At 68.0% G+C, this 22054-nt stretch carries 22 protein-coding genes; 9 read left to right on the forward strand and 13 right to left on the reverse strand.

What is annotated here, in order from left to right:
- Positions 1-98 precede the first annotated feature (98 nt).
- The 4 genes from ACT53U_RS11420 to ACT53U_RS11435 all read right to left on the reverse strand — a co-directional run bounded on the left by ACT53U_RS11420 (position 99) and on the right by ACT53U_RS11435 (position 3970).
- Positions 99-797 (reverse strand): hypothetical protein, encoded by a 699-nt coding sequence (locus ACT53U_RS11420; protein WP_476155170.1) that lies wholly within the window; start codon positions 795-797, stop codon positions 99-101.
- Between the two features lie 151 nt (positions 798-948).
- Entirely contained in the window at positions 949-1383 is a 435-nt protein-coding gene (locus tag ACT53U_RS11425; protein ID WP_476155171.1) for an EamA family transporter, read from the reverse strand.
- Between the two features lie 22 nt (positions 1384-1405).
- On the reverse strand, positions 1406-2596 hold the full coding sequence (locus ACT53U_RS11430; protein ID WP_476155173.1) for an SGNH/GDSL hydrolase family protein: 1191 nt from the start codon (positions 2594-2596) through the stop codon (positions 1406-1408).
- 60 nt (positions 2597-2656) lie between these two features.
- On the reverse strand, positions 2657-3970 hold the full coding sequence (locus tag ACT53U_RS11435) for a lytic murein transglycosylase (RefSeq protein ID WP_476155175.1): 1314 nt from the start codon (positions 3968-3970) through the stop codon (positions 2657-2659).
- 269 nt (positions 3971-4239) lie between these two features.
- Here ACT53U_RS11435 and galU point away from each other — a divergent pair, with 269 nt between their 5' ends.
- On the forward strand, positions 4240-5118 hold the full coding sequence (gene galU, locus ACT53U_RS11440; protein WP_476155177.1) for a UTP--glucose-1-phosphate uridylyltransferase GalU: 879 nt from the start codon (positions 4240-4242) through the stop codon (positions 5116-5118).
- 74 nt (positions 5119-5192) lie between these two features.
- On the opposite strand, the gene ACT53U_RS11445 is transcribed toward galU, so the two are convergent.
- Positions 5193-6833: an outer membrane beta-barrel protein gene (locus tag ACT53U_RS11445; protein ID WP_476155178.1), complete on the reverse strand. Its 1641-nt coding sequence runs from the start codon at positions 6831-6833 to the stop codon at positions 5193-5195.
- A gap of 208 nt (positions 6834-7041) precedes the next feature.
- On the opposite strand from ACT53U_RS11445, the gene ACT53U_RS11450 reads away from it, so the two are divergent.
- A complete protein-coding gene (locus tag ACT53U_RS11450) occupies positions 7042-8010 on the forward strand; it encodes a KpsF/GutQ family sugar-phosphate isomerase (RefSeq protein WP_476155180.1) in 969 nt (322 codons plus the stop codon).
- Positions 8011-8046: 36 nt separating this feature from the next.
- Here the strand turns inward: ACT53U_RS11450 and ACT53U_RS11455 are convergent, their stop codons facing one another.
- The 3 genes from ACT53U_RS11455 to hemH are packed head-to-tail and all read right to left on the reverse strand — an operon-like array spanning position 8047 to position 10615.
- Complete coding sequence (locus ACT53U_RS11455; RefSeq protein ID WP_476155182.1) at positions 8047-8502, reverse strand: NfeD family protein; 456 nt, start codon at positions 8500-8502, stop codon at positions 8047-8049.
- A gap of 10 nt (positions 8503-8512) precedes the next feature.
- Positions 8513-9502, reverse strand: coding sequence for an SPFH domain-containing protein (locus tag ACT53U_RS11460; protein WP_476155184.1), 990 nt, complete (start codon positions 9500-9502; stop codon positions 8513-8515).
- 54 nt (positions 9503-9556) lie between these two features.
- Positions 9557-10615 (reverse strand): ferrochelatase, encoded by a 1059-nt coding sequence (gene hemH / locus ACT53U_RS11465; RefSeq protein WP_476155186.1) that lies wholly within the window; start codon positions 10613-10615, stop codon positions 9557-9559.
- 128 nt (positions 10616-10743) lie between these two features.
- Between hemH and ACT53U_RS11470 the strand changes: the two genes are divergently transcribed.
- Genes ACT53U_RS11470 through ACT53U_RS11495 form a run of 6 tightly spaced genes read left to right on the forward strand, consistent with a single transcriptional unit; the run spans position 10744 to position 15655 of the window.
- The gene (locus ACT53U_RS11470) at positions 10744-11031 is read left to right on the forward strand and encodes a hypothetical protein (protein ID WP_476155187.1); all 288 of its coding nucleotides are present in this window, start codon (positions 10744-10746) and stop codon (positions 11029-11031) included.
- Positions 11028-11768, forward strand: a complete 741-nt coding sequence (locus tag ACT53U_RS11475) for a metal ABC transporter ATP-binding protein (protein WP_476155189.1) — start codon at positions 11028-11030, stop codon at positions 11766-11768. The genes ACT53U_RS11470 and ACT53U_RS11475 overlap by 4 nt, the downstream gene beginning before the upstream one ends.
- A gap of 13 nt (positions 11769-11781) precedes the next feature.
- On the forward strand, positions 11782-12651 hold the full coding sequence (locus ACT53U_RS11480; RefSeq protein ID WP_476155191.1) for a metal ABC transporter permease: 870 nt from the start codon (positions 11782-11784) through the stop codon (positions 12649-12651).
- 60 nt (positions 12652-12711) lie between these two features.
- Entirely contained in the window at positions 12712-13665 is a 954-nt protein-coding gene (locus ACT53U_RS11485) for a metal ABC transporter substrate-binding protein (protein WP_476155193.1), read from the forward strand.
- A gap of 36 nt (positions 13666-13701) precedes the next feature.
- On the forward strand, positions 13702-14673 hold the full coding sequence (locus ACT53U_RS11490) for a CobW family GTP-binding protein (RefSeq protein WP_476155195.1): 972 nt from the start codon (positions 13702-13704) through the stop codon (positions 14671-14673).
- A gap of 4 nt (positions 14674-14677) precedes the next feature.
- Positions 14678-15655, forward strand: coding sequence for a WD40 repeat domain-containing protein (locus ACT53U_RS11495; protein WP_476155197.1), 978 nt, complete (start codon positions 14678-14680; stop codon positions 15653-15655).
- 23 nt (positions 15656-15678) lie between these two features.
- Here the strand turns inward: ACT53U_RS11495 and ACT53U_RS11500 are convergent, their stop codons facing one another.
- From ACT53U_RS11500 to ACT53U_RS11510, 3 genes are all read right to left on the reverse strand, one after another.
- Entirely contained in the window at positions 15679-16209 is a 531-nt protein-coding gene (locus ACT53U_RS11500) for a hypothetical protein (RefSeq protein ID WP_476155199.1), read from the reverse strand.
- A gap of 76 nt (positions 16210-16285) precedes the next feature.
- Complete coding sequence (locus ACT53U_RS11505; RefSeq protein WP_476155201.1) at positions 16286-17962, reverse strand: methyl-accepting chemotaxis protein; 1677 nt, start codon at positions 17960-17962, stop codon at positions 16286-16288.
- Positions 17963-18127: 165 nt separating this feature from the next.
- Entirely contained in the window at positions 18128-19558 is a 1431-nt protein-coding gene (locus ACT53U_RS11510) for a homospermidine synthase (RefSeq protein WP_476155203.1), read from the reverse strand.
- A 212-nt stretch (positions 19559-19770) separates the two neighbouring features.
- On the opposite strand from ACT53U_RS11510, the gene ACT53U_RS11515 reads away from it, so the two are divergent.
- Positions 19771-20853: a hypothetical protein gene (locus tag ACT53U_RS11515; RefSeq protein WP_476155205.1), complete on the forward strand. Its 1083-nt coding sequence runs from the start codon at positions 19771-19773 to the stop codon at positions 20851-20853.
- A 4-nt stretch (positions 20854-20857) separates the two neighbouring features.
- Here ACT53U_RS11515 and ACT53U_RS11520 read toward each other — a convergent pair whose 3' ends face one another.
- A complete protein-coding gene (locus ACT53U_RS11520) occupies positions 20858-21340 on the reverse strand; it encodes a hypothetical protein (RefSeq protein WP_476155207.1) in 483 nt (160 codons plus the stop codon).
- Positions 21341-21441: 101 nt separating this feature from the next.
- Entirely contained in the window at positions 21442-22002 is a 561-nt protein-coding gene (locus ACT53U_RS11525) for a GNAT family N-acetyltransferase (RefSeq protein WP_476155208.1), read from the reverse strand.
- Positions 22003-22054: the final 52 nt, after the last annotated feature.

Here is a 22054-nt window from a genome sequence, read left to right on the forward strand (position 1 = left end):
CCTCTCGGCCCTTCGCCCTTCGAGGCCCGACTACGTCGGGCACCTCAGGATGAAGGGCCTCTGTCCAGCACCGAATTCGCAGCCCGACAGCCCGGGCCTCACGCCAGTCCGTTGTCCTTCAGCGCGTCGAGGAAGCGCTCGAGGCGGGCCATGGTGCGGCGTGTGGCTTCCTCGGTGTTGTAGGGCGCCGAGGCCTTGGTGCCCTCCATGACCGAGGCCATCCAGCTCGACCAGTCGAAGTCCTTGGACGAGAAGTCCACCGCCCTGGTCGTGGAGCCGTCGACGGAGGTCGCCGGGAAGGCGATGTTCGCGACCAGCATCAGCGCGTCCTGCGAATTCATGCCGTCGACGGTCGTATTCCAGGCGGAACGCAGCGACGGCGAGGCGTCGGGCGGCGGGAAGGCGATCGTCCGGGCGACGCCGACCTCGAGCAGGCCGTCGTGGTTGCGGTCGATGCCCTCGGTCGGCTTGACCAACAGGTTCTCGGCCCCTTCTTCGGAGAGACTTCCGGTCGAGATCGGGTCGGCGAGGCAGGCGGCGTGCTGCAGCACCTGCAGCGACGAAGCGTCGAGCCCCTTCAGGTAGGAGAGTGCCGAGCCGCTCGCCACGGCGTCGCGGGCGCCGCTCCAGATCGTGGCGGCGGTGTCCTGCTCGGTGGTCGACAGGCCGCGCATCGTCATGATGGCGCGGTCGTCGTCACCCAGCGCGAAGGGGGCGGAGAAGTCGGGATTGTAGCGACCGCGGATGGCGGCGGAGAAGCCGGCTCGTTCGACCGGGCTCATGGTGGTGGTGGACATGGACGCGAAACTCTCCCGTTGCCGGCATTTCCTGCCGAGACCGCGCGAGAACGGCAGCATTTGCCGGGATCTCGCCCGGATTTCGGCCGGTCGACGGGAGAATTAGCAATCCGCGTGCCGGGATGGCGTGCGGTCGGGTGCGAGAGACGGCTCAGCGCAGGGCGACCAGTGTCGCACCGACGGCGATCAGGCCGACGCCGGCCCAGTTCAGCCCCGAGAGGCGTTCGCCGAGGAAGGCGGTCGCCAGAACCGCGACGAAGACGACGCTCAGCTTGTCGATCGGCGCGACGCGCGCGGCGTCGCCGAGCGACAGCGCATGGAACCAGCAGAGCCACGAGGCGCCCGTCGCCAGTCCCGACAGCGCCAGCGCGATCCAGGTTCGCGAGGGAATGGCGGGCAATTGACGCCAATCGCCGGTGACGGCGAGGAGGCCGGAGAGCAGGGCGACGACGACGAGGGTGCGGATCCACGTCGCCAACCCCGAGGGCACGTCGGCGACACCGATCTTGGCGAAGAGTGCCGTCGCCGCGGCGAAGACCGCCGAGGCGAGTGCCCAGACGAGCCAGGGTGGGACGATCTGGGACATGCACTTGCCTCCTCGGCCCGGCTCAGGGCAGGCGTCTGGCCCCGGCGTCGACGCGGCCGGGCGGGGGATCGAGCGGCAGGCCCTCGACCATCAGTCGGTGGGCCGGTGTGGCGGCGACCGGATAGCCGCCGGGCAGCACCGTCGGTTCGGCGGCGCCGGGGGCGGCGAGCACGGTCTCCGTGCCGGGTGCCGGCTCGTTGAGCGGCACCATCGGCCCGGCCTTGGCCCAGGGTGCCGGCGGCAGCGGCGGCGGAGCGCCGACGATGATCTCTTCGGTCTTGGGCTGGGCGGTCGGAAGCTCCGGCGTCTTCGTCGCGACGTCGGCGGACTGGCCGCGTTTCAGGCGCAGGATGCCGCTCTCGACGAAGAAGGCGAGCTTGCGGCGGCCGGCGCGGGTGAAGAGGACACCGTCGTTGAGGCGCAGGCGCTTCACCTGACCGTCGACGTCCGGACCCATCTGGGTGTAGTGGCCCTCCTCGTCGGTGAAGGCCGACCAGATGTCGACGAAGGTGCCGCCGGCCGCGGCGACGCGCGGGCGGGCGAGATCGTTCAGCGACGACAGGAAGGCGGAGAAGGCGGCGCGCCGGGTCGGACCGAGGTCGGGATCGGCGGTCGGCGGCAGGCCGACCCACCAGAACGGTTTGCCGGTCGCCTTGAGGGCCGCGAGGTGGCGGTCGATGCGTTCGCCGTAGACGCGGTTCCAATCGTCGGAGCCGGGCTCGAGGCTCTTGCCGCCGACGGTGATCGGCTGCCAGTCGTTGATGCCGATCATCGAGACGACGAAGTCGGGCTTGCCCTCGGTGAGGTGCTTGGGCAACTGGCCGAGCCATTCGGCCTCGCCGTCGCGCACCAGACCGGCGGTCGCCTTCGTCCGCGTCGCGACCTGCAGTTCCGGCTCCTCGGCGAAAGCCATGCGCAGACCTTCGGAAAGGCCGGTCGCCTCGATGTCGCCGACCACCAGCACGGTCTGGGCATCGGGATTCTTCGGCGTCTCGACGATCTTGGGTTCGGCCGGGGTGGTCGGCTTCTTCTTCTGGTCGGGAGCGATCGGCGCACCGACACCCGCGGCGGGCTGGCGGCGCACGCCGAAGAGCATGTCGAAGAAGCCGGTGACCGGGTCCTGCGCGCGCACCGGCGCGGCGTCGAGGACGATCAGGGCGGCGAGGACGATCGCACCGACACGGGCGATCGGTCCGCTCCAGTTGCGGCGCATGCTCGAATGTCTCCGTCGCGGGCCAAGGGTCGTCGGACCCTTCCGTCCGCGACGCGCATCTTAACCGCCGCGAAGCCGCTCGAGAACCTTGTCGGAGGGATAACCGTCGGCCGGCGTCATGCCGACCGACTTCTGCCAGGCCTGGATCGCGGCCTGGGTCTTCTCGCCGGCGCGGCCGTCGGTGCCGCCGGTGTCGAAGCCCATCGCGGTCAGGCGCTCCTGCATCTCCTGCGTCTCGGAGAGCGTCAGCAGGCGCTCCTGGACCGGCCAGGGGCGCACGAAGGTGCCCTCGCCGCGGATCTTGTCGCCGAGGTGGCAGATCGCCAGCGCGTATTTGGTCGAGGGATTGTAGGACTTCACCGCGAAGAAGTTCTGGGTGAGGGCGAAACAGGGGCCGTTGGCTCCCGCCGGCAGCCACAGGCGGGCGACCGAATCGAGGCGGACATAGGCGCCACCGTCGGCGCGGCGCACCCCGTGCGCCGACCATTGGGCGAGCGTGCGCTGGGTCTTGAGGTCGGCGAGGCCGGCGTCGAAGGTCGGCGGCAGCACCACCTCGTAGCCCCAGTGGTCGCCGCGGCGCCACTTGCCGCGTTCGACGAGATAGCGGGCGGTGCCGGCGAGCGCGTCGTCGGGCCGCCCGAAGGGGTTGATCTTGCCGTCGCCGTCGAAGTCGACGCCCATGTTGAGCCAGACCTCGGGCATCCACTGGGTGTGGCCCATGGCGCCGGCCCAGGAGCCGATCATCTCGGAGGGCTCGGCCCAGCCGCGGTCGACGATGACGAGGGCGTTGAGGAGCTCGGCCTCCCAGTAGGTGCGGCGACGCGGTTCGCCCCAGGCGAGCGCGGCGAGGCAGTTCAGCACCGGCTTCATGTACTTGGCCGAGACCACCAGATCGCCGAAGGAGGATTCGAGCCCCCACAGGCCGCACAGCGTGTAGCGGTCGACGCCGTATTTCGCCTCGATGCGGTCCCACAGCGCGGCGTATTCGACGATCCGCTTCTTGCCGGTCGTGACGTTGTATTCGTTGGTCCGCTTCTCGACGTAGCGCCAGATCGGCTCCTGCACCTCGGGCTGCGACTTGTCGGACTTGTAGACCGAGGTCTCCGGCACGACGGCGTTCATGACGCGGTCGTAGGTGGCACCCGAGATGCCGCGGCCGAGCGCGCGGGCGCGGAAGGTGCGGACCCAGTCGCGGAACTCTTCGGAGGCCTGCGGGCCGGGCTCGCCGGGCTGTGCACGCACCGAGGAGCCCATCGGGTTGGAGGCACAGGCGGTCAGGCCGGTCGAGGCGAGGCCGAGAACGAGCCCGCGGCGCGTCAGGGCGAAACCGCGAGAGGCGAGAGAGCCTCGGGGGTCGAGCGGCGCAGGCGCCATGCGATGTCTCCTCCGGCGCGTCCACCGCGCCCTTGCCGAGGGATCATGGTTAATCCCATCTTAACACGCCCTTAACGGTGTGATGGTGATGTGTGCGCCGACGACGGATCGCCACGCCTCCGCCTCGATCCCGCCATCGGGATCTAGGATGAAACGACGGCGCGGGAAGGGGCACGGACCCCACGCCCGCGGACGCGGCGGCATCGTCGTCGCGAGGCAGGAGGAAGGCGGCCGCCCGGCCGTCCACGAGTTTCAGGAAAGCTCGACAGATGAAGAAGATTCGCAAGGCCGTATTCCCCGTCGCCGGTCTCGGCACCCGCTTCCTGCCCGCCACCAAGGCGATGCCGAAGGAAATGCTGACGGTCGTCGACAAGCCGGTCATCCAGTACATCGTCGACGAGGCCCGCGAGGCCGGGATCGAACACTTCATCTTCGTCACCGGCCGCAACAAGGGCGTCATCGAGGATCACTTCGACCTCGCCTACGAGCTCGAGCAGACGCTGCGCTCGCGCGGCAAGAAGGCCGAACTCGCGATCCTCGACGCCCAGCGCCCGGCGCCCGGCACCGCCTCCTTCACCCGCCAGCAGGAGCCGCTCGGCCTCGGCCACGCGGTGTGGTGCGCGCGCGATCTGGTCGGCGACGAGCCCTTCGCGGTGATGCTGCCCGACATGATCATGAAGGGCCGCACCAAGAGCTGCCTCGCCCAGATGACCGCCGTCTATCGCGAGACCGGCGACAACGTCATCGCCGTCGAGGAATGCGCCCCCGAGCTCGCCCACCAGTACGGCGTCGTCGGCGTCGGCGAGGAGAAGGGCGACGCCTTCCGCATCACCGCCATGGTCGAAAAGCCGCCGAAGGGCACCGCACCGTCGAACCTCTTCATCAACGGTCGCTACATCCTGCAGCCGCGCATCTTCGAGCTGCTCGAGACGCAGGAGCGCGGCGCCGGCAACGAGATCCAGCTGACCGACAGCATGCGGGCGCTGATGGACGAACAGGCCTTCTGGGGCGTGAAGTTCGACGGCAAGACCTACGACTGCGGCTCCAAGGTCGGCTTCCTCGCCGCCAACGTCGCGTTCGGCCTCGAGCGGCCGGAGCTGACCGCCGAGTTCAAGGCCGAGATCACCGCGATCCTCGAGACGCACTGATCGATCCGCATCGACGAAACGTTTCGGCCGGTCTCCCTTGCGGGAGGCCGGCCGTTTCGCGTTTCCGGACGGGATCAGCGCTGGATGCGGACGCCGGTCGTCACCGTGCCGACGTCGTAGGCGGCGGCGTTCGACGCCGTGACGTGGTCCCAGCGCAGGCGGACGAAGGTCTGGAAGTTGCGATCGAACTTGTAGGTGAGGCCACCGAAGGCGCCGACGGTGCGCTCGTCGACGTCGATGCCGACGTAGTGGCGGGTGTCGACGGCGGAGCCGACGGTCGCGGTCAGGTTGCGGCGCAGCGACCAGTCGAGCGCCACCTCGGCAGCGCGGGCGACGGCGCCGGGCGAGCCGACGTTGGTGGTGGGCTCGACCGTGGTGGTCGCCTTGACCTTGACCGTGGTCAGCCGCGTCGGCGACCAGGTCAGCTTGGCGTCGACCAGCCAGTCGGAGATGGTCGACAGCGCCGCGTCGCGCGGGCGTTCGACGCCCCAGCCGACCGAGATCTCGCCGCGCAGCATCGGCCCGGCGTCGGCGGCGATGCCGACCTTGACGGCGCCGCCCTCGGTGTCGCGGCGGTGGGAATAGACGATCGGCTCGTCGTAGCGGCGGACGCGGGTCTGTACCTCGACGAAGGGGGCGATCGCCTGGCGCGGGCCGACGGTGGCGCGCAGCGCGCCGACGAAGAGCGTGTTGTCGCGCATCGACGGATCGACGACGCCGGTGCCGAGCGCGCCATTGGCGACGTAGTCGTTGCGCTCGACGTCGCCGCGCAGGGTGACGCCGATGCGGCCGACGTCGTGGGTCAGCCCGAGCGAGCCGGTCAGGGTCGAGCGATCGGTGCCGGCGCCGTTGGTCGAGGCCTCGTTGGCCGACGCCGTCTCGCGCTGGCGCGACCATCCGCCGACGATGTCGGCACGGGTCGCCTCGCCGATGTCGACGCGACCGCGCAGCTCGCTCTCGAAACGGCCCTGGCTCAGGTCGGAGGCGCCGGAATAGCCGGTCCAGCCGCCCCGCAGGCGCATTTCGAGCGCGTGGCGCGACCAGTCGGAGCGGGCGATCAGTTCCGGCTCCAGCATCCAGAACCAGCTGCCGCGGCCGCCGGCGGTCGAATCGACGTTGGACTTGCGGCCGACCGAGGCCTCGACGGCCGGCAGCCACAGCATGCCGCCCGAGCGCAGGCCGAGCTGGGTGTAGCCGTCGTCCTCCTTCTCCGCCTCCTCGCGCTCGGTGGCGCGCGGGTCGCGGGGATCGGGCTGGATCGCCGGACGCGGGGCGACCGGGCGGGGGACGACCGCGGTCGTCATCGGCGCGACCGGGGCGACAGGGCCGCGGATCGCGACCGGCTTCGGTTTGCGCGGCGCGACCGTTGCCGTGGTGGCGGGATCGGCGGCGGGGGCCGTGGGATCGGCACCGGACGCGACGGGGTCGCCGGCGGTCGGGCGGGGCGTGCCGGAGGCATCGAGCCCGAGCGGGTCCGGGTTGGCCATGGCGGCGCCGGGCTTCGGCTTCGACAGCGCGGCGCGGCGGGCGGCGTCCTCGGCGTCGGTCGTGCCGTCGTTGCCGCGCAGCACCTGGGCGGCGGCCGGACCGGCGAGGCAGACGGTCAGGGCGAGGAGCGAGACCGCGAGCGTCGCGTAGGCGCGCGAAGCCGCGCGCCGGCCGCCGGTCGGGGCGGGGCTCGCGGGACGCGTCGCGGGGCGGGGGCGGAAACTCATGGGGCCTCGAAAAGGGCGCGCGACGGTTGGCCTTCGCGGCATTTCTTGCCGAAAAGTAAACGGAAGTGGTTAACGCTTTCTTAGTTCCGCGCCGGCCCGCGCGCGCCGTCCGCTCGGGCCGGGTGTGACGACGGGGAGGGTTGGCGGGGGTCGGAAACGTGATATTCAGGCGGGCCTCGCCCCGCAGAGGGGCCTACGGGATCGATCGATGAACGAAATCAGCCTTGCCTCGGCCCGCCGCACCATCGCCACCGAGACCCGCGGTCTCGAAGCGCTGGGCGTCGCGCTCGACGGGGACCTCGGCCGCGCCTTCGAGCGCGCCGTCCATCTGATGGCCGATCCGGCGGCGCGGGTGATCGTCTCGGGCATGGGCAAGAGCGGCCACGTCGGGCGCAAGATCGCCGCGACGCTGGCCTCGACCGGAACGCCCGCCTATTTCGTCCACCCGGCCGAGGCCGGCCACGGCGACCTCGGCATGATCGCCACGACCGACGTCGTGCTGGCGCTGTCGTGGTCGGGGGAATCGGCCGAACTCGCGCCGGTGCTCGCCTTCGCCGACCGGTTCGGCGTGACGCTGATCGCCATCACCTCCAACGCCGTCTCGACGCTCGGTCGCGCCGCGACCGTGGTGCTCGAGCTGCCGCGGGTCGAGGAGGCCTGTCCGCACGGGCTGGCGCCGACGTCGTCGACGACGCTGCAGCTGGCGCTCGGCGACGCGCTCGCCGTCGCCCTGCTCGAGGGCCGCGGCTTCACGCCCGAAGATTTCCGCGTCTTCCATCCGGGCGGCAAGCTCGGCTCGTCGCTGCGCACCGTGCGCGACGTGATGCACGGCGGCGACCGCGTTCCGGTGGTCGCGACCGGAACGCCGATGCGCGAGGCGATCATCGCCATGACCGGCAAGGGCTTCGGCTGCGTCGGCGTGGTCGACGCCGAGGGGCTGCTCATCGGCATCGTCACCGACGGCGACCTGCGCCGCCACCTCTCGGACGATCTCCTGTCGGCCCGGGTCGACGACGTGATGACGCGCAACCCCAAGGTCACGCGCCCCGACGCGCTGCTCGGCCGGGTGATCGCGACGCTGAACGTCGCCTCGATCACCGCGCTCTTCGTCGTCGAAGACGGCCGTCCGGTCGGCGTCGTCCACGTCCACGACCTGCTGCGCGCCGGCGTGGCGTGAGGGTGACGGCCGACCGCGTGGGGGGCCCTCGCCCGGTCAGCCGGCCTCGACCACCAGGATCGGCCCTTCGACCGAACGGACGACGACACGGCTGCCGGCCGGCAGCAGTGGGCCGCGGATGCGCCAGAGCGTGTCGTCGATGGTGAGGTGACCGCCGTTCTCGCCCAGCGGTTCGGACAGCGTGAAGGTGCGGCCGATCAGGCGGCCGGCGCGATCGTTGATGAGGGGATCCTGCGATCCGGCCTCGGTGCGGTGAAACCAGCCGCGCCCGACGATCAGCAGCACGATCGACAGGATCGCCCAGATCAGCGACAGGCTGCGCACCGACCAGTCGACGACGAGCGCGAGCACGCCGACCAGCACGGCGCTCGCCCCGAACCACACCAGGACGAAGCCGGGGACGACGATCTCGAGCCCGAGCAGCACCAGGCCGAGCAGCCACCAGCTCCAGGGGCCGTAACGCAGGAACAGATCCGCGAGGAGGTCGATCATCGTCGTCTCCTCAGCCGCGGCTGTCCGGTACGCCGGGGCGGCGGGCCTGGGACGAGCCCTCGCCGAAGCTCGCCTTGGCGATCTCGGCGATGCCGGCGACCGAACCGAGGATCGAGGTGGCGTCGACCGGCAGCATCAGCACCTTCTGGTTCGGCGCCGAGGCGAGGTGGCCGAGTGCCTCGACGTATTTCTGGGCGACGAAGTAGTTGATCGCCTGGACGTCGCCCTCGGCGATCGCCTTGGAGACCAGTTCGGTCGCCTTGGCCTCGGCCTCGGCGGAGCGTTCGCGCGCCTCGGCGTCGCGGAAGGCGGCCTCCTTGCGGCCCTCGGCGGCGAGGATCAGCGCCTGTTTCTGGCCTTCGGCCTTGAGGATCTCGGACTGGCGCAGGCCCTCGCTCTCGAGGATGGCGGCGCGCTTGTCGCGTTCGGCCTTCATCTGGCGGCCCATCGAGGCGACGAGGTCGGCCGGCGGCACGATGTCCTTGATCTCGATGCGGGTGACCTTGATGCCCCAGGCTTCGGCGGCGGCGTCGACGACGTGCAGCAGCTTGGTGTTGATCTCGTCACGGTGGCTGAGCAGCAGATCGAGTTCCATCGAGCCCATGACGGTACGGATGTTGGTCATGGTCAGGTTGAGGATCGCCAGCTCCAGCTGCTGCACCTCGTAGGCGGCGCGGGCGACGTCGAGGATCTGGTAGAAGGCGACGCCGTCGACGGCGACGGTGGCGTTGTCCTTGGTGATGACCTCCTGGGTCGGCACGTCGAGGACCTGCTCCATCACCGAGAGGCGGGCGCCGATCCGGTCGACGAAGGGGACGATGACGTTGAGGCCGGGCTTCAGCGTGCGGGTGTAGCGGCCGAAGCGCTCGACCGTCCAGTTCTCGCCCTGGGTCACCGTCTTCACGCCCTTGAAGAAGACGAGCACGACCAGCGCCAGGAAGGCGATGACGACGATGTCGAACCCGCTGAGGGGCAGACCGTTGAATGCCGCTTGGTTCATGGCTTCCTCCTTGCGCGGGTGCCCGTCGCGACGGGGGACCACGCTTGTGAAACGTCAGATCCAGCCGCCGAGCTCGCGGCGGACGACGGTCTCGATCACGTCGAGGCCGCCGGGTGCGTCGTTGAGACAGGCGACGCGGTGGAACCGCTCGCCGCCGTTGGCGTGGAAGATCTCGGCATTTTCTACCCCGATCTCTTCGATGGTTTCGAGACAGTCGGCGGCAAAGCCCGGGGTGATCACCGCCAGACGCTTCACGCCGGAGCGCGCCAGTTCGGCGATGGTGTGATCGGTATAAGGCTTCAGCCATTCCGCCTTGCCGAAGCGCGACTGGAAAGTCATCGGGAGCCGCTTCTCGTCGAGACCCGTCGCCGCTCGCAGGAGGCGCATGGTCTTGGCGCAATGGCAGTAGTAGGGGTCGCCCTTGTCGAAGTAGCTCTGCGGGATGCCGTGGAAGGAGGCGACGATCACCTCCGGCTCCCAGTCGAGCGCCGCGAGATCGGCCGTCAGCGAGGCGGCGAGGGCGGCGATGTAGGTCGGTTCGTCGTGCCAGGGCGGGGCGATGCGGACGGCGGGCTGCCGGCGCATCGCCTTCAGCGCGTCGAAGGTCTTGTCGGCGACGGTCGCGGTGGTGGCGGCGGCATATTGCGGATAGAGCGGCACCACCAGGATGCGCTCGCAACCGGCCTTCGTCAGCGCCTCGAGCCGCGAGGCGATCGACGGATTGCCGTAGCGCATCGCCCAGTCGACGACGAGGCGGTCGCCGAGGGGGGCGAGGCGTTCGGCGAGTTTCTCGGCCTGCGACCGGGTGATGGTCTTCAGCGGTCCCTCGTCGCGCTCGGTGTTCCAGATCGAGGCGTAGTCGCGGCCCTTTCGGCCGGGACGCGTCGTCAGGATGATGCCGTTGAGGATCGGCCACCAGATCGCCCGCGGCACCTCGATCACCCGGCGGTCGGAGAGGAACTCCTTCAGATAGCGCCGCATCGACCAGTAGTCGGTGGCGTCCGGCGTGCCGAGATTGACGAGGAGGACGCCGACGCGGCCGGTCGCCACCGCCGGATGATCGGCGGGCGCATGGGTGGACACGGCGGCGGCGGATCGATCGGCGAGGGGCATCGGGACGGAGGAACTCCGAGGGCGGGATTCGTGCGCGGCCACTCTACACCAGCGGCGGTGGTCCGGTCTGCCTGCACGGGAGACGACGAGCGCTTGTCGACGGTCGAGTGTTACGTTATAACATTCCCATGATCGCGACATCCTCCGCGCCGCTGGCGGCGCACCACGACCACGCCGACCATGGGCACGACCACGGACACGGCCATTCCCACGCCGCCCATGGCCATGATCACGACCATGGTCCTGCACATGGTGCTTCGCCCCGGGTCGCGCAAGCGGCGGCGCGCGTGACGCTGTCGCCGTCGTTCCTGCGCGCGTCGCTGGGCGCGCGACTGACGCTCGCCGGCGGGCTCGCCGTGCTGATCTGGGCGCTGGTCCTGTGGGCGCGGTTGCCGATCGGCGGAGGCGCCTCGTGACCGCTCTCCTCACCTTCGAAGACCTGACGCTCGGCTACGACCGGCATCCGGCGGTGCACCACCTCTCCGGCGAGATCGCCACCGGCAGCCTGACGGCGATCGTCGGGCCGAACGGCGCCGGCAAGTCGACACTGCTCAAGGGCATCGTCGGCATGCTCCGGCCGATCGGCGGACGAGTCCTGCTCCACGGGCTCGACCGGCGCGCGGTCGCCCATCTGCCGCAGGCCGCCGAGATCGACCGGAGCTTCCCGATCTCGGTCTTCGACTTCGTCGCACTCGGCGGCTGGGCGCGGATCGGCCTCTTCGGCGGCATCGGCGCGCGTGAGCGCCACCGGGTCGAGGAGGCGCTCGAGACCGTCGGGCTCGAGGGCTTCGAGAACCGGCCGATCGGCACGCTGTCGGGCGGGCAGATGCAGCGGGTGATGTTCGCCCGCCTCGTCATGCAGGACGCCGCGGTGATCCTGCTCGACGAACCCTTCAATGCCGTCGACGCGGCGACCCAGGCCGATCTCCTCGCGCTCGTCCATCGCTGGCACGGCGAGGGGCGGACGCTGATCGCGGTGTCGCACGACCTCGATCTGGTGCTGCGGCATTTCCCCGAGACGCTGATGATCGCCCGCGAGACGGTCGCCTGGGGGCGGACGACGTCGGTCCTGACGGCGGCCAATCTCGCCGCCGCCCAGGCGATGATCGAGGCCTTCGACAGCCACGCGCACGTCTGTGCGCGGGTGGCGTGAGGGAGACGGCACCATGTTCCACGACGTCTTCGTCGCGCCCTTCGCGGATTTCGAATTCATGCGCCGCGCACTCGCCGGCGCGATCGCCCTGGCGCTCGCCTCGGCGCCGATCGGCATCATGCTGATGCTGCGGCGGATGTCGCTGACCGGCGACGCCATGAGCCACGCCATTCTGCCGGGTGCGGCGATCGGCTATCTCTTCGCCGGCCTGTCGCTCTCCGCCATGGCGCTCGGCGGGCTCGTCGCCGGCGTCGTGGTGGCGGTGGCGGCGGGAGCGGTGGCGCGGTCGTCGCGGCTCGGCGAGGACGTCTCGCTCGCCGCCTTCTATCTCACCTCGCTGGCGCTCGGCGTCACCATCGTGTCGCTCAAGGGCTCCAACGTCGACCTGATGCACGTGCTGTTCGGCTCGGTGCTGGCGCTCGACGACGATGCGCTGATCATGATCGCCACCATCGCCACGCTGACGCTCCTCGCCTTCGCGGCGATCGTGCGGCCGCTGGCGCTCGACAGCGTCGATCCCGGGTTCCTGCGCGCCGTCGGCGGCCGGTCCGGGGCGGCGGTGCATCTGGTCTTCATGGGCGTCGTGGTGCTCAACCTCGTCGGCGGCTTCCATGCGCTCGGCACGCTGATGGCGGTCGGGCTGATGATGCTGCCGGCGGCCGGTGCCCGGATGTGGGTCGACGACCTGACGGCGCTGGTCGCGGTCGCGGCGCTGATCGGCGTCGCCTCGGCCTTCGTCGGGTTGGTCGTCTCCTATCACCTCTCGCTTCCCGCCGGTCCGGCCATCGTGCTGACGGCGGGGGCGGCCTGGTTCGTCTCGCTTCTGGCGGGACGGCGCGGCCTTCTCGCCGACCGGCTCGGCCGGCGACACCTGGAAGCCTGAGCCGACGCGACGCCGGCTCTTCTCATCCTTCGCACAACGTCCAACCGGGAGATTCGTCTCATGGCCGGAACGACCCGTCGTACCCTTCTCCTCGCCTCCGCCGGCCTGTTCGCCGCCGGTCTCGTCGCCACGCCGGCTCTCGCCGATGGGGCCCTGCCCGTGGTCGCCTCCTTCTCGATCCTCGCCGATCTCGTCTCCCGCGTCGGCGGCGACCGGGTGACGATCGCGACGCTGGTGGCGGCGGGCGGCGACGCCCACGTCTTCCAGCCCAAGCCCGCCGACGCCAGGAAGCTCGTCGAGGCCAAGCTCGTCTTCGTCAACGGCCTCGGCTTCGAGGGCTGGATGGACCGGCTGGTGAAGTCGTCCGGCACCAAGGCGCCGATCGTCGTCGCCTCCAAGGGCATCACACCGCGCAAGGCCGAGGACGAGGAAGATCACGCCGAGGGCAAGGGCGGTCACGGCCACGAGGGCCACGACCATGGTGGCATCGACCCGCACGCCTGGCAGTCGATCGCCAACGTGAAGATCTACGTCGCCAACATCCGCGACGGCCTCGTCGCCGCCGACCCGGCGGGCAAGGACACCTATGTCGCCAATGCCGCGGCCTTCCTCGCCGAGCTCGACGGGCTCGAGGGCGAGGTCACGGCGGCGATCGCCAAGATCCCGGCCGAGAAGCGCCGGGTGATCACCTCGCACGACGCCTTCGGTTATTTCGCCGCCGCCTACGGGCTGGAGTTCCTGGCGCCGCAGGGCATCTCCACCGACGCCGAGGCTTCGGCCAAGGGCGTCGCCAAGCTGATCGGCCAGATCCGCAAGGAGAAGATCCGCGCCGTCTTCATCGAGAACATGACCGACGGCCGGATGGTGAAGCGCATCGCCGAGGAGACCGGCGTCAAACTCGGCGGCGAGATCTTCTCCGACAGCCTCTCGCCGAAGGGTGGACCGGCCACCACTTATGTCGATATGGTCCGCCACAACGTGAAGCTCCTCACGGCGGCGATGCTCGATTCGTGATCGGATCGGCCGGAGGAGGCTCGACGAGGTTCATTCATGACGTCTCAGACTTCTCCGGCCATTCCCGTCACCGTGCTCACCGGCTACCTCGGTGCCGGCAAGACGACGCTCCTCAACCGCATCCTCACCGAGGACCACGGCAAGAAATACGCCGTGATCGTCAACGAGTTCGGTGAGGTGGGCATCGACAACGACCTCGTCGTCGACACCGACGAGGAAATCTTCGAGATGAACAACGGCTGCATCTGCTGCACCGTGCGCGGCGATCTCATCCGCATTCTCGAAGGGCTGATGAAGCGCAAGGGCAAGTTCGACGCGGTGATCATCGAGACGACCGGTCTCGCCGATCCCGCGCCGGTCGCCCAGACCTTCTTCATGGACGACGACGTGCGCGCCCGCACCCGGCTCGACGCCATCGTCACCGTGGTCGACGCGAAGAACCTCATCGCCCGCATCGACGACAGTCCGGAAGCCGAGGATCAGGTCGCCTTCGCCGACGTGATCCTGCTCAACAAGATCGACCTCGTCACGGCCGAGGAACGCGCCCGCGTCCGCGCCGAGATCCGCGCCATCAATCCGCAGGCCCGCGTCGTCGAGACCGAGCGCTGCGCCGTCGACCTCGCCGAAGTGCTCGACCGCGGCGCCTTCGACCTCGACCGCATCCTGCTGGTCGAGCCGGAGTTCCTGACCTCCGATCACCACAGCCACGACGAATCGGTGAAGTCGATCAGCCTCGAGGCCGGCGACATGGAGCCGGAGGCCTTCTTCGACTGGGTCAACAAGGCGACCCAGGAACAGGGCCCCAACATCCGCCGTCTCAAGGGCATCATCGCCTTCAAGGACGATCCGGAACGCTATGTCGTCCAGGGCGTCCACATGATCGTCGAGGGCAATCACCAGCGCGCCTGGAAGGCCGACGAGGAACGGCGCACCCGTCTCGTCTTCATCGGCCGCGATCTCGACTTCGCGGCGCTGAAGGCCGGTTTCGACGCCTGCAAGGCGGCGTGATCCCATGCCCAGCATCGACCCGAAGATCCTCGACGCCTATGTCGTGGCCGCCGGCTTCCTCGGTGAGGCCTCCGTCTTCGCGCTCGGCGACGGGCATGTCCGCGTCGCCCTCGGCGAGATGGACCTGACCGTCGAGGCGCACGACGGCGGCATCCTCGCCGCCCGCTTCGCCGCCGACGGCCGCTCGCTGCTCACCTCGGGCGACGACGGTCGCGTCGTGCGCACGACGCTGCCGGGCGAGACCGAGGTGCTGTTCGAGAAAAAGGGCAAGTGGCTCGACCAGCTGGCCGAAGGGCCGCAGGGGGCGATCGCCACCGCATCGGGCCGCATCGCCTGGGTCAGGCTCGCCAACGGCGAGGTCTCCGAGTTTCCCCACGACAAGGCGGTGGGCGGCGTCGCCTTCCTGCCCAAGGGACTGAGGCTCGCCACGGCGACGACCGACAAGGCGGTGCTGCACTGGGTCTCCGCCAAGGGCGCGCCGGTCGACATGCCGTGGAAGGGCGCCCACACCGGCATCACCACCTCGCCCGACGGCAAGTTTCTCGTGACGACGATGCAGGAGCCGGCGCTGCACGGCTGGCGCATCGACGACATGAAGCACATGCGGATGACCGGCTACCCGACCAAGGTGAAGTCGATCTCGTGGTCGGCCAAGGGCCGGTTCCTGGCGACGGCCGGGGCCAATGCCGCGATCCTGTGGCCGTTCCTCTCCAAGGACGGGCCGATGGGCAAGGCGCCGCTGGAACTCGCCCCGCGCGATCGGATCGTCACGGCGGTCGCCTGCCATCCGAGCGAAGACGTGGTGGCGATCGGCTACGACGACGGCATGATCGTCGCCGCGCGTTTCACGGATTCGGCGGAAGTGCTGCTGCGCCATCCGGGCGCCGCGCCGGTCTCGGCGATGGCCTGGGACAAGGCGGGCGTACGCGTCGCCTTCGGCTGCGAGAACGGCGAGGCCGGGACGATCGACATCCGCGGCTGAGGCGCCGCGACGGTCGGACGCGCTCAGATGCGCGAGGGCGGCAGCGACGTGTAGCCGAGATCGTCGGTCTCTCGCGACGGCGAGAGGCCGAGGACGGCACCGGCGAAGAGCGCGGCGAGCGCCGCGCCGATCGGCGACAGGCGGATCTCGGCGATCAGCGGCAGACCCCACTCGAAGCTGACCAGCATGAAGGTCGTCGCCATCAGGGCATAGACGAGACCGCTCCACAGCGGCTTGAAGGTGTTCCAGCGGGCCGCGTCGCCGAAGGCGTTCTCGGCCGCCCACAGGAGCAGCGCGCCGGGCAGATTGATCACCAGGAAGATGGCGATGCCGAAGGGCAGGTCGATCGCCACGCGGGTCAGCGCGGAGCTCTCGGCGTAGAAGGCCAGCAGTCGGCGGAAGTTGATCGCGAGGTCGGGGAAGCGTGCGCCCATCAGGTCGGGCAGGCGGAACGAGGCGATCAGCGATTGCCCGTCGCCGAGCATGACGATCCACATGGTCGCGACGAAAGAGGCCACGCAGGCGGCCACGACGAAACCGGACAATCCACGCATCTCTTCCCTCCAAGTCCCTCGGGCCATCTTGAGCCCGAGGTCCTTTCGATCGCGTTTACGCAGCGACAGCTCCGGCTCAGGCGGCGGCGATCGTGCGCAGGAAGGCGTCGACCCGAGACCTCAGGTCGGTGGTGCGACCGTCGAGCGTCGCGGCGAGGCTGTCGAGGCTCTCGGCGGAACGTGCTGCGGCTTCGACCGAGGCATCGACGCCGCGGATGTTGGCGTCGACGTCCTTGGCCGCGCTGGCGGCATGGGTGACGTTGCGGGCGATCTCGTCGGTGGAGGCACCCTGTTCCTCGACCGCGGCGGCGACCGACATGGTGATGCCGTCGATGGTGCGGATCGTCGTGCGGATCTCTTCGATCGCGTCGACCGAGGCGCGGGTGGTCTGCTGCATCTCGACGATCTGGCCGGAGATCTCTTCGGTCGCTTTGGCGGTCTGGTCGGCCAGCGCCTTGACCTCGGAGGCGACGACGGCGAAGCCGCGGCCGCTCTCGCCGGCGCGCGCCGCCTCGATCGTGGCGTTGAGGGCGAGGAGGTTGGTCTGCTCGGCGATCGAGCGGATGAGGTCGACGACGGCGCCGATGCGGGCGGCGGAGCCGGCGAGACCCTGGACGGCCGACGACGAGCGTTCGGCGGTGTCGACCGCTTCACGGGCGGTGCGCGAGGCGTCGGCGACGCGGGCGTTGATCTCGGCGATCGAGGCGGAGAGTTCCTCCGCGGCGGCGGCGACGGTGCCGACGTTGGCGGCGGAGCGTTCGGAGGCGGCGGCGACCTCGCGGGTGCGGCGGCCGGCCTCGCGGGCGGCGCCGGTCTGCTCGCCGACGGCGTCGGAGAGGGTGCGGGCGGCGCTGGTGAGCTCGGCGGTCAGCGACTGGATCTCGGCCTCGAAGCCGGCGATCGTCGCCTCCATGCGGCTCTGCCGTTCGGCGCGGGCGCCGGCCTCGTCGGAGAGCGAGGTCTGCATCGAACGGGCGCGCGCCACGGTCTCGCGGAACTCGGAGACGGCGGCGGAGATGGCGCCGATCTCGTCGCCGCGGTTGCCGTGCGGCACGGTGACCGAGGTGTCACCGGCGGAGATCGCCGACATGGTCTCGACCAGATCGTCGATCGGGCGGGTGATGCGGGCGCGGACGTTCCAGAAGCCGAAGGCGCCGACGGCGAAGGCGAAGGCGATCAGCGCGCCGACCGCCAGACGGGCACGGTCGGAGACCTGGGCGAGGTCGGCGGCGGCCGTCTCGGCCTGTTCCGACAGGCCGTCGGCGAGCGCCTCGAGGTCCTTGTTGAGAGCGGAGCGGACCGAGCGGTTGGCGTCGTTGTCGCCGTGTTCGCGGGCGGCGTCGTGACCGATCTCGCGGCCGCGACGGGCGGTCTCGAGGCGGAACTCGCGGAACTGGGCGACGCGGGCCTCGAGCGTCTGGAAGCGGCTCATCAGCGCCGGGGCGACGTCCTTCTTCCAGTCGGCGACTTCCTTCGTCATGCGGTCGAGGTTCTTCGCCATGCCGTCGGCATATTTGGCGAGAACCTTGGGATCGGCCGACATGTAGACGCCACGGCTGTCCATGACGACCGCATAGATCAGACCGTTGATGCGCTCGACATAGGCCTGACCGGCATAGGCACGGCGCATCTCCTCGTCGATCGCACGCTGGCTCGCCTGGGTCATCAGGCCCACGACACCGACCACGATCGCCACGACGACCGTCGCTGCGAAAAGGATGGCGAGTTTGACGGCGATCGAGACGTTCTTCATGGAAAGCATCCTTTCATCGGTGTCGCAGAATGCGTCACGAGCCGTAAACAAATCGTTTTTATGAGTATTCGGGCATATACTCCAAGGTCTTGATCGCGCATCTCAAATTGAAAGAGCCCGGAGGGGTTCTCCGGGCTCTGTCGGGCTAGGTTCGAATGCGAGGGATCAGTGCACCAATATGTTGCGGAAGGACCACGGGTTCGCCGTGTCGATGTCTTCCGGGAACAGACCGGGGCGGCCGTCGAGCGGCGTCCAGTCGGAGTAGTAGCCGCAGACCGGGCCGAGATAGGGGGTCTGCACCTCGAGGCAGCGCTCGTGATCCATCTCGTCGGCCTCGACGATGCCGGCCTCCGGATTCTCGAGTGCCCAGACCATGCCGGCGAGCACGGCCGAGGAGACCTGCAGGCCGGTGGCGTTCTGATAGGGCGCCAGCACGCGGGTCTCTTCGATCGAGAGCTGCGAGCCGTACCAGTAGGCGTTCTTGGCGTGGCCGTAGAGCAGCACGCCGAGTTCGTCGATGCCGTCGACGATCTCGTTCTCGTCGAGGATGTGGTTCGCCGGCTGCTTGCGGCCTTCCGCGCCGAACATCTCGTGCAGCGACAGCACGGCGTCGTTGGCGGGATGGTAGGCGTAGTGGCAGGTCGGACGGAACGCTGGCTTCTCCTTGTCGCCGACCGTGTAGTAGTCGGCGATCGAGATCGACTCGTTGTGGGTGACGAGGAAGCCGTACTGGGTGCCCGGCGTCGGGCACCAGGTGCGGACGCGGGTGTTGGCACCCGGCTGGAGGAGATAGATCGCCGCCTTGCAGCCCGCCTCGTGGGTGCGGGCGTTGTCCGGCATCCAGGTCTCGGCCGTGCCCCAGCCGAGCTCGGCCGGCTGCAGGCCCTCCGAGACGAAGCCCTCGACCGACCAGGTGTTGACGAAGACGTTCATCGGCTTCGGGTTCTTCGAACGCTGGGTGTCGCGCTCGGCGATGTGGACGCCCTTGACGCCGAGCGACTGCATCAGCTCGCCCCAGCCCTCGCGGGTGGTCGGCTTGGCGACGGGAGCGCCGGTGTCGCGGGCGAGGTTGAGGAGCGCCGCCTTGACGAACCACGAGACCATGCCCGGGTTGGCGCCGCAGCAGGAGACGGCGGTGGTGCCGCCGGGGTTCTTCGCCTTCTCGGCGCGCACGGTCTCGCGCAGCGCGTAGTTGGAGCGCGAGGCGGTGGTGGCGGCCTTGTCGAAGTAGAAGCCGAGCCAGGGCTCGACCACGGTGTCGATGTAGAGGGCGCCGAGCTCGCGGGCGAACTTCATCAGGTCGAGCGAGCCGGTGTCGACCGACAGGTTGACGATGAAGGGCTGGCCCTCGCCGCGCTTCAGGAAGGGCGTCAGCAGGTCGCGGTAGTTCTCGCGGGTGACGGACTGATGGACGAAGGCGTAGCCACGCTCGTCGACCAGCTTACGGTCGGCGTCGGACGGGTCGATCACCACGAGGCGCGACTTGTCGAATTTGAAATGGCGTTCGATCAGGGGAAGGGTGCCGCGGCCGATCGAGCCGAAGCCGATCATCACGATGGGGCCGGTGATTTCGCCGTAGATCGGCCAATTCGTCATTCGTCCATCTCCTATTTCAAGGAAGTTTGTGCAGACTTCTAGCTTCAATGACACTTCTTGATGCTTTGTGCCTTGAAGGACCTTGGTACTTCTGGCGATTCAACGCTTCGGAAGGTGGCATTCCAAGAACGCGACAGCCTCCACGGCTTGCTAGCTCGCCGGTCGGTGCCTAACATTTGCGGGTCCGATTCTATCAGTTGCAAGTGGCTGCCATGACTCCCGACAAAGAAGAAAAGCGAGCTCGCAACCGCCTAATAGAGCGTTTAGGCACGGAATTGAAGGGGATGCAATCCGCCGTCATCGAGCTTACCCAGAGCTCAAGTGTGCATCAAATGCATGCATATTTTGCGACACGAAAGGCTAGTTATATCGATCTTCGGGAGGAGGTTATCTTTTCTCCACAAGTATATATTCAATTATTCATCGAAGGTCTTAATAACGATATAAAAAATGAAGGCGCTACACCGTACCGTGAATTTTATGAGCGGCTAACATCGGAAAAGATTGGCCGAAAATACTTAATACTATTTCTTGAGAGAACTTATTGGCGGGAGTATGAGAATCTTTCGAAACGCAGACCTGCAACTGATGATGCAGAAATTTGGCTTGGTCAAAATAATTCAGATTATGGCATACTTGTAACGCCGCGGTTTGATGGGGCGATGTGGGAAAATGATAAAAGTGAAATTAGGAGATTTAAAAAGAAATATTGGTCTATAGGGCATATTATTGAGACTGGACTGCTTATACCAGATAAAAATGACCGTATGAAATTCAAAACTATTGACGATTATCTGTCTTTTTTCCGGAATGTGCTGGTGCGGCAGACTGCGTCAAAATATCAAAAAGACATTGCTCAGTACTATTGTGATTTTGTAAAATCATCTAATGACCCTGATGGGATTTTACTTCTCATTCCAGAGCTACGGTATGGTGGAAAAGACTTTATGCATAAATATAGATTGGATTTTTCTGTTATTGACGTCGATACCGGAAACAAGATTGGCTTTGAATTGTCTCCATGGTCGACGCATGGCTATTTATCGAAGGTAAAAACAAAAACTCAGAAGCAAATAAACGCAGAAGCTCAGGAAAACTTCGAAACAGAAATGGCCAAGCATAAGGATTATTTTAAAAAATTCGGAATATTTACTATGATATATACAGACTCCGACTTGTCTGATATGTCTTTAGTATTTAGTGATATTTCAAAATATCTGACATCAAAACAGCTTGGGAACAATCTAAAGCTTCATTTGTTTGATGGGTTTATGAAGAAGGGGTTGGATTTATAGGGCTTCAGTCATCTTCGTCTGCTTTTGTCAGGATGTAGACGATGCGCGCCGCACCGAAGCCGTCGGACGGGTCGATCGCCACCGCCTGGGCGAGCGCCTCGAGGCCGAGCTCGACGTTGCCCGATCGGGCGTTGCACCAGCCGAAGGCGACGAGCGACTGGACGAGGAAACGCTGCGGTTTCGGAAAGCCGGTGCAGTCGACCGAACCGGGGGCGAGGCTGCGCCAGTCCTCCGACAGGCCCAACGCGCGGGCGCCGTCGCGGATGCACCACAGCGCATGCGGCGCGGCTTCGGCCAGGCGATTGGCGTAGAAATAGAACTTGTAGGCGCCCATCCGCACGTCTCGATCGTCGGGGGCGACCTGGAGCGCTGCGAGAACGGCCGCCTCCGAGCGCTCGGGATCGGTCCGGGCGGCCCGCGCCCCTTCGAGGATCGCGAAAGGGTCGGGCGGCGTGTCGCCGTCGTCGAGATCGAACGAGAGGGTCAAGGCTTGCGTCTCCTTCGCGACGAAACGTGACAGAGCTCACGCGGGCGAGGGGGCTCGTCCGCGGGATGCTCGGGGAGAAGCAGGATCGATGCCGGTCGCCCTCAGGCGGCGCGGGCGATCGCCTCGAAGGCGCCGGTCGCCTCGACCATGCCGGTCGCGCCGTCGAGGGCACCGTCGACGAGGTCCAGCGCCAGGAAGCGGGCGCGCTCCACCGGGCCGGGCAGGTCGAGGCCGAGCGTCGCCTCGGCGCGGAAGCCGAAGCGGCGATAGTACGGCTCGTCGCCGACCAGCACGATGGCGCGATGACCGAAGCGGCGGGCGCGTTCGATCGCCACCCGCATCAGCGCCCCGCCGAGGCCGAGCGAACGCGCCTCGTCGGCGACCGCGATCGGGCCGAGCATCAGCGCCGCGCCGGCGGTGCCCGCCTCGACGTGCCACAGCCGCACGGTGCCGATCAGGCGGCCGGAGGCGTCTTCCGCCACGAGTGCGAGGCCTTCGGCGGGCAGGCGGCCTTCGCGCAGGCGCTCGCAGGTCTTGGCGAAACGGGCGGGGCCGAAGGCGGCGTCGAGCAGGCGTTCGCGCGCGGCGACGTCGCCCGCGGTCTCGTCGCGGACGAGGAAGGCTGGGGTGGCGAGCGCGAGGTGCGGACGGACGTGATGCATGGATCGAAGATCCCTCGGACGAGCGGACGACGACCCTCGTGCCGGAAAGACC

It is taken from the genome of Pinisolibacter sp. DMC19, from assembly GCF_056313985.1.

Excerpts from the sequence above, each read along its gene's own strand:
- ACT53U_RS11420 (WP_476155170.1), bottom strand. The coding sequence starts at position 797 with ATGTCCACCACCACCATGAGCCCGGTCGAACGAGCCGGCTTCTCCGCC.
- galU (WP_476155177.1), top strand. The coding sequence starts at position 4,240 with ATGAAGAAGATTCGCAAGGCCGTATTCCCCGTCGCCGGTCTCGGCACC.
- ACT53U_RS11510 (WP_476155203.1), bottom strand. The coding sequence starts at position 19,558 with ATGACGAATTGGCCGATCTACGGCGAAATCACCGGCCCCATCGTGATG.
- ACT53U_RS11460 (WP_476155184.1), bottom strand. The coding sequence starts at position 9,502 with ATGAACCAAGCGGCATTCAACGGTCTGCCCCTCAGCGGGTTCGACATC.
- ACT53U_RS11485 (WP_476155193.1), top strand. The coding sequence starts at position 12,712 with ATGGCCGGAACGACCCGTCGTACCCTTCTCCTCGCCTCCGCCGGCCTG.
- ACT53U_RS11505 (WP_476155201.1), bottom strand. The coding sequence starts at position 17,962 with ATGAAGAACGTCTCGATCGCCGTCAAACTCGCCATCCTTTTCGCAGCG.
- ACT53U_RS11495 (WP_476155197.1), top strand. The coding sequence starts at position 14,678 with ATGCCCAGCATCGACCCGAAGATCCTCGACGCCTATGTCGTGGCCGCC.
- ACT53U_RS11435 (WP_476155175.1), bottom strand. The coding sequence starts at position 3,970 with ATGGCGCCTGCGCCGCTCGACCCCCGAGGCTCTCTCGCCTCTCGCGGT.
- hemH (WP_476155186.1), bottom strand. The coding sequence starts at position 10,615 with ATGCCCCTCGCCGATCGATCCGCCGCCGCCGTGTCCACCCATGCGCCC.
- ACT53U_RS11515 (WP_476155205.1), top strand. The coding sequence starts at position 19,771 with ATGACTCCCGACAAAGAAGAAAAGCGAGCTCGCAACCGCCTAATAGAG.
- ACT53U_RS11480 (WP_476155191.1), top strand. The coding sequence starts at position 11,782 with ATGTTCCACGACGTCTTCGTCGCGCCCTTCGCGGATTTCGAATTCATG.
- ACT53U_RS11450 (WP_476155180.1), top strand. The coding sequence starts at position 7,042 with ATGAACGAAATCAGCCTTGCCTCGGCCCGCCGCACCATCGCCACCGAG.
- ACT53U_RS11490 (WP_476155195.1), top strand. The coding sequence starts at position 13,702 with ATGACGTCTCAGACTTCTCCGGCCATTCCCGTCACCGTGCTCACCGGC.
- ACT53U_RS11470 (WP_476155187.1), top strand. The coding sequence starts at position 10,744 with ATGATCGCGACATCCTCCGCGCCGCTGGCGGCGCACCACGACCACGCC.
- ACT53U_RS11500 (WP_476155199.1), bottom strand. The coding sequence starts at position 16,209 with ATGCGTGGATTGTCCGGTTTCGTCGTGGCCGCCTGCGTGGCCTCTTTC.
- ACT53U_RS11445 (WP_476155178.1), bottom strand. The coding sequence starts at position 6,833 with ATGAGTTTCCGCCCCCGCCCCGCGACGCGTCCCGCGAGCCCCGCCCCG.
- ACT53U_RS11430 (WP_476155173.1), bottom strand. The coding sequence starts at position 2,596 with ATGCGCCGCAACTGGAGCGGACCGATCGCCCGTGTCGGTGCGATCGTC.
- ACT53U_RS11525 (WP_476155208.1), bottom strand. The coding sequence starts at position 22,002 with ATGCATCACGTCCGTCCGCACCTCGCGCTCGCCACCCCAGCCTTCCTC.
- ACT53U_RS11455 (WP_476155182.1), bottom strand. The coding sequence starts at position 8,502 with ATGATCGACCTCCTCGCGGATCTGTTCCTGCGTTACGGCCCCTGGAGC.
- ACT53U_RS11425 (WP_476155171.1), bottom strand. The coding sequence starts at position 1,383 with ATGTCCCAGATCGTCCCACCCTGGCTCGTCTGGGCACTCGCCTCGGCG.